The organism is Corynebacterium pilosum DSM 20521 = CIP 103422, from assembly GCF_000373805.1.
GTDB classification, from domain to species: Bacteria; Actinomycetota; Actinomycetes; order Mycobacteriales; family Mycobacteriaceae; genus Corynebacterium; species Corynebacterium pilosum.
In genome coordinates this window covers 188,027-199,463 of record NZ_KB892438.1, presented here as the reverse complement: position 1 = coordinate 199,463, position 11,437 = coordinate 188,027, and the positions used below count along the sequence as shown (strand labels likewise).

11 protein-coding genes are annotated in these 11,437 nt (G+C 58.4%); 7 read left to right on the top strand and 4 right to left on the bottom strand.

Annotated elements, in window-relative coordinates; genetic code table 11:
- Positions 1 to 97: 97 nt before the first annotated feature.
- Entirely contained in the window at positions 98 to 490 is a 393-nt protein-coding gene (locus tag B097_RS0100890; RefSeq protein ID WP_018580650.1) for a hypothetical protein, read from the top strand.
- Positions 491 to 494: 4 nt separating this feature from the next.
- Here the strand turns inward: B097_RS0100890 and B097_RS0100885 are convergent, their stop codons facing one another.
- Complete coding sequence (locus B097_RS0100885; RefSeq protein ID WP_018580649.1) at positions 495 to 1,964, bottom strand: leucyl aminopeptidase; 1,470 nt, start codon at positions 1,962 to 1,964, stop codon at positions 495 to 497.
- 93 nt (positions 1,965 to 2,057) lie between these two features.
- On the opposite strand from B097_RS0100885, the gene B097_RS0100880 reads away from it, so the two are divergent.
- Positions 2,058 to 3,161 (top strand): branched-chain amino acid aminotransferase, encoded by a 1,104-nt coding sequence (locus B097_RS0100880; protein WP_026254208.1) that lies wholly within the window; start codon positions 2,058 to 2,060, stop codon positions 3,159 to 3,161.
- Between the two features lie 77 nt (positions 3,162 to 3,238).
- Here B097_RS0100880 and B097_RS12235 read toward each other — a convergent pair whose 3' ends face one another.
- The gene (locus tag B097_RS12235; RefSeq protein WP_018580647.1) at positions 3,239 to 4,243 is read right to left on the bottom strand and encodes a nicotinate-nucleotide--dimethylbenzimidazole phosphoribosyltransferase; all 1,005 of its coding nucleotides are present in this window, start codon (positions 4,241 to 4,243) and stop codon (positions 3,239 to 3,241) included.
- 51 nt (positions 4,244 to 4,294) lie between these two features.
- Positions 4,295 to 5,020: a DUF3043 domain-containing protein gene (locus B097_RS0100870; protein WP_018580646.1), complete on the bottom strand. Its 726-nt coding sequence runs from the start codon at positions 5,018 to 5,020 to the stop codon at positions 4,295 to 4,297.
- Between the two features lie 174 nt (positions 5,021 to 5,194).
- On the opposite strand from B097_RS0100870, the gene B097_RS0100865 reads away from it, so the two are divergent.
- Entirely contained in the window at positions 5,195 to 5,539 is a 345-nt protein-coding gene (locus tag B097_RS0100865) for a HesB/IscA family protein (RefSeq protein ID WP_018580645.1), read from the top strand.
- 102 nt (positions 5,540 to 5,641) lie between these two features.
- A complete protein-coding gene (locus B097_RS0100860; RefSeq protein WP_018580644.1) occupies positions 5,642 to 6,343 on the top strand; it encodes a DUF1266 domain-containing protein in 702 nt (233 codons plus the stop codon).
- Here the strand turns inward: B097_RS0100860 and asnB are convergent.
- Positions 6,340 to 8,268 (bottom strand): asparagine synthase (glutamine-hydrolyzing), encoded by a 1,929-nt coding sequence (asnB, locus tag B097_RS0100855; protein ID WP_026254207.1) that lies wholly within the window; start codon positions 8,266 to 8,268, stop codon positions 6,340 to 6,342. The genes B097_RS0100860 and asnB overlap by 4 nt on opposite strands.
- A gap of 528 nt (positions 8,269 to 8,796) precedes the next feature.
- On the opposite strand from asnB, the gene ctaC reads away from it, so the two are divergent.
- The 3 genes from ctaC (at position 8,797) to ctaE (ending at position 11,435) form a co-directional block, all read left to right on the top strand.
- Positions 8,797 to 9,891 carry an aa3-type cytochrome oxidase subunit II gene (gene ctaC / locus B097_RS0100850; RefSeq protein ID WP_018580642.1) on the top strand — a complete coding sequence of 365 codons (1,095 nt, stop codon included), beginning with the start codon at positions 8,797 to 8,799 and terminating at the stop codon, positions 9,889 to 9,891.
- A 20-nt stretch (positions 9,892 to 9,911) separates the two neighbouring features.
- On the top strand, positions 9,912 to 10,343 hold the full coding sequence (gene ctaF / locus B097_RS0100845; RefSeq protein WP_018580641.1) for an aa3-type cytochrome oxidase subunit IV: 432 nt from the start codon (positions 9,912 to 9,914) through the stop codon (positions 10,341 to 10,343).
- Between the two features lie 471 nt (positions 10,344 to 10,814).
- The gene (gene ctaE, locus B097_RS0100840; RefSeq protein WP_018580640.1) at positions 10,815 to 11,435 is read left to right on the top strand and encodes an aa3-type cytochrome oxidase subunit III; all 621 of its coding nucleotides are present in this window, start codon (positions 10,815 to 10,817) and stop codon (positions 11,433 to 11,435) included.
- Positions 11,436 to 11,437: the final 2 nt, after the last annotated feature.

Here is an 11,437-nt window from a genome sequence, read left to right as displayed (position 1 = left end):
GTGTCCAGCGTACCTGTTGGCAAAACTTTGTGGGTATAAACCGGGGATAGTTGGGGCGGATTAAAACTACCCCCATACCTAAGTATGATGGATAACTGTGTTTAACCTTTTCGGACGAAAAAAGAACTCGTCACCCCTGCGCCCACCCCGCGCCCCAGGTGAAACGATCCGTGCCGAGGACAGCAGGTACCTCGCCGAGTGGGTCAAGGGTCGCGCCTTCGTCGAGGGCTTCATTGAGCCAGAAACCGTGGTTAACGAAATGTCCATCGTGCTTGTCGACGAAAACGGTGACCACACGCGGCGGCGCATCGGCGGGCCCAAAGGTATCGACGCCGCAGCGAAGCTGTTAAACATTCCGATCTACGACGTGGAAGAAACCGGTTACCCAGACCGGATGCGCCGCAAAATGGAGCAAGAACGTATCTTGCGCAAGCGCGCAGAACAGCGGGAACGCCGCGCCAAATTCGAGCGCGGCGAAAACCCAAACTAACTAGCTACACCAGGCTGCGCAGCACGTTGACGACGGAACGCACACCGTAACCGGTAGCGCGCTTCGGCGTGTAGCCGTGAGGGCTGCCACCGTTGAACGCTGGACCAGCAATGTCAACGTGGGCCCACTCGATGCCCTCGCCGACGAACGCCTCAATATAGCGGCCAGCAACAAGCATCCCAGCGAAGCGGGAATTGTGAGAGTTGCGCACATCTGCGATTGGGGACTTCAGATCCTCCGCAGTCTCCTCCGGAAGTGGCATCGCCCATGCTGGCTCACCGGCCTCACGAGCAGTCTGAGCCACGCGGTCGCGGAATTCATCAGAACCCATCACACCTGCAGTGCGCGCACCTAAAGCCACCAGCTGTGCGCCGGTGAGGGTGGATGCCTCGATCAGGAAGTCCGGCTTCTCCTCGGAGGCGCGTGCCAGGGCGTCGGCAAGCACAACGCGGCCCTCAGCATCGGTGTTGATGATCTCCGAGGTCTTGCCACCGTAGTGGGTAATCACATCGCCCGGGCGGGTGGCCCCACCGGAAGGCATATTCTCTGCCATGGACAGCCACGTGTCCACCTGTACCGGAAGATCCAGACGAGCTGCCGCGATGGTGGCGCCCAGCATCATGGCGGAGCCACCCATGTCGGAAATCATGTCTTCCATCTTCGAACCCGGCTTCAGCGAGATGCCGCCGGTATCAAAGGTGATGCCCTTGCCGACGAGGGCGACCTTCTTCTTCGCACGACGCGGAGCCCACGACAGATGTACAAGGCGTGGCGGGCGAACGGAACCCTTGCCCACGGCGATCAAGCCGCCAAAGCCGCCCTTTTCCAGAGCTTTCTCATCCAAGACATCGACCTTCAGACCGGCTTCCTTGCCGACGGACTGCACCAGTTCCGCGTAGACCTCCGGGTAGAGGTGGTTGGCAGGCGTGTTTACAAGGTCGCGAGCCAGGTTCACAGACTCGCACACGATCTGCGCCGCCACGAACTCGTCCTTGGCCGACTTTTCAGCCACCACCGTGATGGTGACTGGCTTGTCGTCCTTGGCCTTCTTGTCCTTCTTTTTGTCAGCAGACTTGAAGCCACCGTAGGAGTAACCGCCCAGCAGCAGGCCCTCGACGATGGGGGTCACACCGAACTCGGCGGAGATGACGGCCTCGCGCACGCCCTTGAGGGAGCGGCCAAGAACGCCCGCAGCGCGGCGCACGGCGTCGTCGTCAATCTCCTCAGCATCTCCCAGACCGAAAGCAATCACCAGTTGATCGTCGTGAAGCACGCGCGTGATCTCGCCGTGCTCACCGGTAGCGCCGACGCGCTCCAGTGCCTCAAGCAGGCCCTTCGGAACCAGCGCGGTAACGGGCACCTCTAAAGTTTCACCCTTCGTGACGGGGATGAGGAGAGTCTCCGGTTTCTTCGGTGCCTTCGTGGCGAACCCGAGGGTAAGGGTGGTTCCGGTGACAGGGAGAGTAAAGCTCATGGAAAATCCTTTCTTTTTCGTTTCAGACAAAAAACTCGTCGTACCTACGAGCATATCGACAACCACTGAACAGGCGCGAGTATGTTGGAGGGCATGACGTCTCTTGAATTTAAGGTCACGAAGACCGACAATCCCACAACCGGCAAGGAACTCGAAGAGATCCTCGCGAATCCACAATTCGGTAAGAAATTCACCGATCACATGATCACCATCGACTGGACCGAGGATCAAGGCTGGCACGACGCGCAGCTGCGTCCTTATGAATCCATCCCGATGGACCCGGCGACCACCGTGTTCCATTACGGCCAGGCCATCTTTGAAGGGCTGAAGGCCTACCGCCAGCCAGACGGCACCATCGCCACCTTCCGCCCGGAATCAAATGCGGAGCGCATGAAGGATTCCGCGCGACGCATGGCCATGCCGGAACTACCCACCGAGGTCTTCCTGGAAGCGCTGCGCTTGCTTGTCGACGCCGACCAGGCCTGGGTGCCCGCAGCCGGGGGAGAGGCCAGCCTCTACCTGCGCCCCTTCATGATCTCCACGGAGGTCTCCTTGGGTGTCTCACCAGCGGATTCCTACCGTTTCTTCGTTATCGCTTCGCCATCCGGCGCCTATTTCAAGGGCGGCCTGAAGCCAGTCAGCGTGTGGCTGTCGGAAGACTACACCCGCGCTGCACCAGGTGGTACCGGTGCGGCGAAGTTTGCTGGCAACTATGCTGCCTCCCTGCTGGCGCAGGCTCAAGCAGAGGAGAAGGGCTGCGACCAGGTGGTGTGGCTTGACGGTATCGAGCACAACTACATCGAAGAGATGGGCGGCATGAACCTTATGTTCGTCTACGGCTCCGGCGATGACGCCACGGTAGTCACCCCGGCTCTGTCGGGCTCCCTGCTGCCAGGCATTACCCGCGATTCCTTGCTGCAGGTAGCGCGCGACCTGGGCTACAAGACGGAGGAGCGCCGTATTCACAAGCAGGAATGGGCCGACGACGCCCGCTCCGGTGCGATGAGCGAAGCCATGGCGTGCGGCACCGCAGCGGTGATCACCCCGGTCGGCCGCGTGCTGAGCAACCACGGCGAGTTCCAGGTAAACAACAATGAGCCTGGTGAGATCACCATGGCGATGCGCGAGCGACTGACCGGCATTCAGCACGGCGTGGTCGAGGATACCCACGGTTGGGTGTACCCGCTGGTCAAGTAGCTCGCTTTCCGACGATCCCCGAGGACACCCCCTCAAGAGACTTTCACGCTAACCCCGCGGCCACCCATACCGCGGGGTTATTCGTCGTGCACGCCTAGTTCGTCGGAAATAAGTTGAGCAGCTGAATTCAGCAGTGGCAGCGCAGCGAGCGCGCCAGCTCCTTGGCCCGTCGACATGTCCAAGGCAATCAGCGGAGTCAGATCAAGGGCCTGCAGGCTGATCAGGTGGCAGGGTTCGGGGGAGAGTTGGCCAGCGATGAGCCAGTCCTTGGTTCCTGGGGCCATCCGCTCTGCTACATAGGCAGCAACGGCGGGGTAGGCGCCGTCGATAAGCACTGGTGTACGCCGAACCGCTGCCTGCGCAATCAATCCGACGAGGGTGACGAAGCACGGCGCGGAGATGGCGGTGAGAACGGCGGGGAGATCATCACGGAACGTGCGAACCCGGAACATGGCGTCGCGGATCACGGCGACCTTGGTTTTCCACGCTTCGTCGTTAATGCCGGAACCTGGACCGACTGCGACGACCGGCTCGGTGCGTGTTAATGCACCGAAGACGGCGGCGGCCACGGTGGTATTACCCACCCCGAGGTCAGCTGGGATGATCACATCGGCGCCTGCATCAATTTCCTGATCAGCCAAACGCTGACCAATTTCGATCGCGCGCTGGAACTGCTCCGACGTCATCGCATCTTCCACATCGATTGCGCCGCTAGAGCGAGCAACCCGCTCTTCGCCCCATGCGTCACGATCAAGGGAGACGTCTACCAGCCGCACTGCAGCTCCGGCCGCGCGCGCCATCGTGTGAACTGGCCCGCCGCCGGCCTGAATCTCCTCGGCCTGTGCGACAGAGGCCTCCTGCGGGTACGCGGAAATGCCACGCGCGGCAATACCGTGATCGCCAGCAACCACGATGGTGCGGGCCTGCTCGAAAGGGGAGGGGCTGTCATTGCCCTGGCAAGCGGCAATCCAAGCTGCTGCGTCGCGCAGGCGCCCAAAGGAAGCGCCGCGGGGAGTGGACGCAACAGCGGCAGAGACCTGGGAACGAATGGCCTCATTGGGGCTGGTGACAGCGTCAAACACCTGAGCTCACTCTCCAAAACGTGGTGGGGTTGATGGAACTACCATACAAGCTTAGACGGTTGCGCCGATTTCAACCTGCGGCTTCGGTGTGCGCCATTTCCGCGGTTGGGATGCGCGCGAGTAGGCGTACATGCCGGTGCCGAATCCAATATTTGTCGCGTTCGGGAACTTCTCCCGCGTAGCCTTGTTCGCAGACTTGCCGATATAGAGGCCTTCACCAAACAGAGCCAGAATCAGCACCATCGAACCGCCGGTGACAAAGACCGACAGGGCAGGGAACCAGGAGCTCAACACCATCACGATCAGCAGCGTAATCATCAACGGCATGGCCCAGTTGGTGAAGAAACGGCGCGAGTCCACCCAGTCACGGATATAACGGCGCTCCTCGCCGCGGTCGCGCTCCATCAGGAACCGCTCATCGCCCTCGTTCATGCGACGCTGGATTTCCCGGTTCTGCTCCCGGTTCTCTTCGCGATTCTTCTTTTTATATTCGCGCCATTCTTCCTTCGTCATGGACTTCTTCAGTTCCTTATGACGCTGCGCGGCCTCCGCAGGGCTCAACGCGTTGGGGTCGCGGACGACACCGCGAGCGATTTCTTGTTCGCGGCGCTTCGGCGTGGGTTTACCCTTCGGCGGGGTATAGCCCTTTGGCAGGGGACGCTCGTCGCTTGTCGACGAGGTTGCCTCCGCCGCATTGTCTGGTGTTTCCGAGTCGCCCAAGCCCATCGCGGTGCTACCGGATTTCGAGTCATCTGATTTCTGCCAGGGAAGTTTCACGCCTTCTAGGCTACAAGGAGGGCGTGAAAATCGGGAATACGGGTCGTATCATAGGCGTTGTGCTCGTTAAGGCCCTACCGCTTCTGACCGAAGGGGTGTACTGTTTAGTGCACACTAGGGGTTAACCCGGGCCAGACCGTTTTAAACACAAGGTTCATTTTTAAGGAGACCACAATGACCGCACCTACCTCCTCCACCGGTGTCATCCTCAGCGACGAAGCTGCCGCCAAGGCAAAAGCCCTGCTTGACCAGGAAGGTCGCGACGATCTCTCCCTCCGTATCGCCGTCCAGCCTGGTGGCTGCGCTGGCCTGCGTTACCAGCTCTACTTCGATGACCGCGAGCTCGACGGGGACAAGGAAGATTTCGTCGGTGGCGTCCGCCTGGTGGTCGACAAGATGAGTGTCCCTTACCTCGCCGGTGCAACCATCGATTTCTCTGACACCATCGAGGCACAGGGCTTTACCATCGACAACCCAAACGCTGGCGGCTCCTGCGCTTGCGGCGACTCCTTCAACTAAAGCCACCGTTTTCTAAGATCCCGCCCACGGTTTCCCATAGGGGGAGGCGTGAGGCGGGTTATTTTCGTTCATGCCCCCGTGGGGCCCAGCAGAGAAAAGTTTATGCAGCAGGTCTACGATTTTGCCCGCGAGCGTGGGATTAGCAGTTTCGATGAGTTCATGAATGTCGACACCACAGACATCCGTAGCTACCGCACGATCATGCCGGATACGCTGCGCTATTCCGACGACTATGACCCCGTAGTTGGATTCGGTTTCGCACTGAGTTTTCCGCAAGCCACTCAAGGCTTCACCCGCACCGTCAACGGCCCAGAGAATCTCACCGGCTTATGGGGTAGGAAGCAGCGCTCCCAGCTGAAGGGATTGCTGCGCGATTCCTGGGGAGTGCACAACGCCGAAGATTTCTACTCCGCCTTCGATCACATTTCATCTGGTGCGGATCCTTCTGCCGCGGAGCTCGGCGAGAGGGCACAGACCGGCGTCGATACGCTTCCCGGCGGCCACCTACTTTTGCCACCACGCGTACCGAACTCTCTTGCCGCGTGGGATCTGCGCCGGCTAGCCACACTGGCCTATATCGGGTGCTCACTGGAGTGGGCCAGCGTGGAACAAATGTCGGAAGTGCTGGCCGACATCGCGCGGTCTGCCCGCCGCGAATACGCCAGCTGGCGCGAGTTCAATGAGGCCTACCACGTGGCGTTGGCCCTGCACTCGGAGGGTTCGCACGCCGCGTGGATGGACTTGCTCTACATGAACTACTTCGAGCGCGTGCCAGAATCGCCCTGGCTACGCCTCGAGTTTTAGAGATCGACCGGATAATCCTTGTGCTCGATCTGCGGATCGATCCGCTTTTCGACGAAGATCCCGTGCCACACCATGAAGGCCAGAACGGTCCAGAGACGACGGGAGTGATCGGAGACCCCGTCGCGGTGTTCCTTGAGCATCTCCAAGACCTCAGGCTTGTTGAAGATGTCGTCAGTGCCGGACTCCTTGATAGTGTCCTGCGCCCAGCCGAATAGTTCGTCGCCCGCTAACCAGTGGCGCATCGGCACTGGGAAACCGAGCTTCTTGCGGTGCAGTACGTGTGCGGGGACGATCTGCTCAAGCGCTCGTCGTAAAGCGTACTTCGTTGTGCCTTTGGCAATCTTGAGATCATGCGGGATGGTCTGGGCGACCTCGAAGACCTCCTTGTCCAAGAAAGGCACGCGCAGTTCAAGCGAGTTAGCCATATTGATCTTGTCGGCCTTGACCAGAATGTCGCCGCGCATCCACGTGAACAGGTCCAGATGCTGCATGCGAGCCACCGGATCCATGCCGGCAGCCTCCGAAGCGGCATAAATCGGAGCGGTGACTTCGCGGTGGTCCCACTCGCGCTTCGCCCACGGCAGGACACGTTGCAGCTGCTCCCAATTGAAGTTGCGGGCATTGCCGTAGTAACGCGTCTCCATCTTCTGGCTGCCGCGCTCCAGCAGCGACTTGCCCTTCATGCCGTCAGGCAAGATGCGCGACAGCTGACCCAGACCCTTCCGCAGTGGGTCGGGGACCTTGTCGAAAGGCGCAAGCGACAGTGGCTCCTTATAGATGGTGTAGCCGCCGAACAGTTCGTCGGCGCCCTCGCCGGACAGCACTACCTTGACGTGCTTGCGAGCCTCTTGGGCCACGAAGAAGAGGGGGACCAGAGAAGGGTCTGCGACGGGATCGTCGAGGTACCACATGATCTTGGGGATAGCATCCGCGTATTCCTCCGGCGAAACAATCTTGACGATGTGCTCCGCCCCAATCGCCTCTGCCGATTCGGCCGCGACATCGACCTCCGAATAGCCTTCCCGCTCAAAGCCGGTGGTGAAGGTCAGAAGGTTCGGGTTGTGCTTCTTCGCCAGCGCGGCGATGGCAGTAGAGTCAATACCGCCGGAGAGGAACGAGCCCACGGTCACGTCTGCGCGCATGTGCTTTTCGACGGAATCATCGAGTACTCGTGCAATTCGATCAAACAGCGCCTGCTCCGAACCCTTCGGTACCGGGGTGGTCTGGAACTGAGGCTTGAAGTAGCGGACTGCGTTGACCTCTTCGCCGGCCTTCAAAGTGACGTGGCAGCCCGACTCCACGCGGCGGATCTCCTTGTGGAGTGACTCGGGTTCTGGAACATACTGCAGATCGACATAGTGCTCGATTGCGCGCTTATCAAGGTCCAGACCTAGACCGATCGCGTCTGCCATCTCGAGGATGGACTTCTTCTCAGACGCGAAGACCGTGCCGGCTTCGGTGGTGGCATAGTAGAGCGGCTTGATGCCGAACTGGTCACGAGCCGCGAACAGAGTCTGCGTCTCTGTATCCCAAATCAAAAATGCGAACATGCCCCGCAGATGGTTGACCACGTCCGCACCCCAGTGGTGGTAGCCGACAACAATGGTTTCGGAGTCACCAGACGTCTTGAACTCGTATCCCGCTGCCTGAAGCTGAGCGCGCAGTTCGACGAAGTTATAGATTTCACCGTTGAACACCAAGGTGTAACGCTCAGGTGCGTCTACGGGGCCCCATTGGAGTGGTTGATGGGAGTGGGCCAGGTCGATGATGGCGAGGCGATTGAAGCCAAATACGACAGAATCATCGTGCCACGTACCCGCGCCGTCAGGGCCCCGGTGACGCATGCAGGGCAAACCCTGCTCGACGGCGTCGACAAAGTCGCCTGCGTTTCCGCGACTGGTCAGCATTCCTAGTAGACCGCACATAGTGTAAAAACCGCTCCTATATATAAGGCATAGAACGACGGGGAAACGCCCCGAGTTCAAAGTTCACTAAAGCAGTCTACGCGCATACTAGGAGGGAAGCGGTTACGAAGGGCCCGCGCCCGCAAGACTTAAGGAAATACCTTCCATGAAGACTTGAATCGGAGAGAACAAACTGAGTGAAAAGATTGAGGCGGGGGCAGGCTGACGAGCGCGATCAACGGGACCAAAAGCGACCCTTTTCCACTTCCACCTTTAGCTGGCACCCAATTGGGGGCCAACTTTAGGTGGAGAAAAAATCGCCCAAATATGTCGTAGGTCACCCAAAGTGTTGGGTGATGGTGGCGTTTGTGGGGGTAGAAGTGCCACTGCCTGTAGTTTGACGGCAAAGGCATAATCCCCGTTCAGGTATCGAAAGTTTGATCTTTTCGAACGAATTAAAGGCGGGCGCTCAGTGAACTATTCTGTGTATGTAGTAATACTCGAATTCTGTTCGAGACTTTTGTTGTGTGGACAGGAAGGCAGACACACGTGGAAATGCGAAACAATCGTGGCTTCGCGCGCAAGTTTGGCGCCATTAGCGCAATTGCGCTCGGTGGCCTTGCGCTTGCGGGTTGTGATGTGGCGGCCCCGAAGGCTCTCTCCAACGCTTTGGCAATGGGCTGGCCGGACCCCATCACTCCTGAGGGGCAGAGCATGTATAACTTCTGGATCTGGGTGTGGGTGACCGCTTGGGTGATTGGCATCATCATGTGGGCCATCTTCCTCGTGTCGATCTTCCGCTGGAACCGCAAGCGCCGCGAGAAGCAGGGTGCGGGAGAATTCCCGAAGCAGCTGCAGTACAACATCCCACTCGAGTTGGTTCTGACTATCGCGCCTATCGTCATTGTGATGGTGCTGTTCTTCTTCACTGTTCAGACTCAGCAGAAGGTCATCGCGAAGGATAAGAACCCTGAGGTTATCGTCGATGTCACTGCGTTCCAGTGGAACTGGAAGTTTGGTTACGCGAACGTTTCTGGTGAACTCTCCGGAACCGGCCAGGATTATGTCGGTACCGACGAAGAGCGTCAGGCGGCAGCGGACGAGACCCGCTTCGACGCAGAGGGTGTCGCTAACCCGAACCCAATCCACGGACAGTCCAAGGGTGACCAGTCCTACCTGAACTTCAACCAGATCGAGACCATCGGTTCGACTGAGGAAGTACCAGTTCTGGTTCTTCCGGTAGATACGCCGATTGAGTTCCGTCTGGCATCTGGCGACGTTTCCCACGCATTCTGGGTTCCAGAGTTCCTGTTCAAGCGTGACGCTTATGCTCACCCAGAGGTCAACCAGCAGGAGCGTAGCTTCCAGGTTGAGTCGATTGATGAGACCGGTGCATTCGTCGGTCGCTGTGCAGAGATGTGCGGTACATACCACGCCATGATGAACTTCGAGTTGCGCGTTGTTGAGCGTGACCAGTTCAACCAGTACATGCAGTTCCGCCAGGACAACCCTGAGGCGCCGAACTCCGAGGCACTGGCAGCGATCGGTGAGGCACCATACGCAACGTCGACCCACCCATTCGTTTCCGAGCGCGACGGTACTCGCGACGAGAATAACTACGTCGACAACAACGCGCGAGTTTAAGAAGGGCTAGGTAATTACAAATGGGACCATCAGCAAAACTTTTCTACGGCCTCGCGGCCTTCCTGGGTGTCATGGCTGTTCTCTATGCCTTCGGCACCAGCTGGATCAGTGACGATGCTTACCTGTTCGGGTACGAGTGGGCTGGCGGCGTTGCACTTATCCTCGCTACCGTGATGTCTTTGATGATCGGTGCATACCTGCACTTCACCGAGCGTCGTGCCGACGTCCTTCCTGAAGACTGGGAAGAGGCGGAGATCGAAGATGGCGCAGGCGTGCTGGGCTTCTTCGCCCCACACTCCATCTGGCCGCTGGCTATGGCGGGCTCCATCTTCTTCCTGGGTCTTGGCATTGCTTTCTGGCAGCTATGGCTCGTCGTCTTCGGTGCAGTGTGCCTCATCTGGTCGACCACCATGCTGAACCTTCAGTTCTCCATTCCGAGGGAAAAGCACTAGGTCTTCACTCGCTACGAGTAGTGCGGCCGTTGCCTTCTGCGGCCGCAGAACCCGGGCACCATCACGCGAATGTGGTGGTGCCCGGTTTTTGCATGAATGGGGGTAATTCCGAGACTCAATCTTTAGATACCAAAGCTTCGGGGTCAACCGAAAGTAGGGAACCAGCGGAAATATACCCCCTGCTTTTGTTAAGTCGATCACAGGCAGGAACCTAAACTCGCTTCCAAAATGCGGACTCTGCCGCCGGGATCGGGCAGTGCCGAGATATTGAAAAGTGGGCGCACTAAAACTTAAACGGTTGACCAGCAATAACACCGCGTCGTATGAAAGCATCAAAAAGTTCCCGGCGCCTTAAAAATGTTTTCTACAACTTTCGTTGGGTCTAAAAGTGCTGGTACTTGGGGTGTTCACAGAATTCTTTCGGGGGTGAACAAGGTGACTTTAGGCATGAAACCGGCCATACTTACATGCGTGACGAGCGCAATTTCTAATGACAATACGGCTGCGCAGCAACAGCGTGTGCCCGTGCTGAACCGACCAAACATGGTCAGCGTGGGTACCATCCTGTTTCTTGCGCAGGAATTGATGTTCTTCGCTGGGCTCTTCGCGATGTACTTCACATCGCGTGCGAATGGCATGGCGACAGGTGACTGGGCGGTTCAGACCGCAAATCTGAACGTGACTTACGGTTTGATTATCACCGTAATCCTGGTCACCTCCTCCATCACCTCGCAGTTCGGCGTCTTCGCAGCGGAAAGGGGTGACGTTTACGGACTGAGGAAATGGTTCACCATCACGATCATTCTCGGCGTAATCTTCCTGGGCTTGGTTGCCTTCGAGTGGTACGAGATGATCCACCATGGTGTAACTGTCCAAAGCAGTGTCTATGGTTCGGTGTTCTACATCATCACCGGCTTCCACATGGCTCACGTGACTGCAGGCATCATCGCCTTCATCGTCGTGATGCTTCGTGTGTCGAAGTCGAAGTTCACACCGGCACAGGCAACTGCCGCAATGGTGACCTCCTACTACTGGCACTTCGTCGACGTGATCTGGGTCGGCGTGTTCATCACCTTGTACCTAGTCCAGTAATG

What these genes read in the sequence shown, in the direction of transcription:
- B097_RS0100885 (WP_018580649.1), bottom strand. Translation starts at nt 1,964, where the DNA reads ATGAGCTTTACTCTCCCTGTCACCGGAACCACCCTTACCCTCGGGTTC.
- B097_RS0100880 (WP_026254208.1), top strand. Translation starts at nt 2,058, where the DNA reads ATGACGTCTCTTGAATTTAAGGTCACGAAGACCGACAATCCCACAACC.
- B097_RS0100865 (WP_018580645.1), top strand. Translation starts at nt 5,195, where the DNA reads ATGACCGCACCTACCTCCTCCACCGGTGTCATCCTCAGCGACGAAGCT.
- B097_RS0100860 (WP_018580644.1), top strand. Translation starts at nt 5,642, where the DNA reads ATGCAGCAGGTCTACGATTTTGCCCGCGAGCGTGGGATTAGCAGTTTC.
- asnB (WP_026254207.1), bottom strand. Translation starts at nt 8,268, where the DNA reads ATGTGCGGTCTACTAGGAATGCTGACCAGTCGCGGAAACGCAGGCGAC.
- ctaF (WP_018580641.1), top strand. Translation starts at nt 9,912, where the DNA reads ATGGGACCATCAGCAAAACTTTTCTACGGCCTCGCGGCCTTCCTGGGT.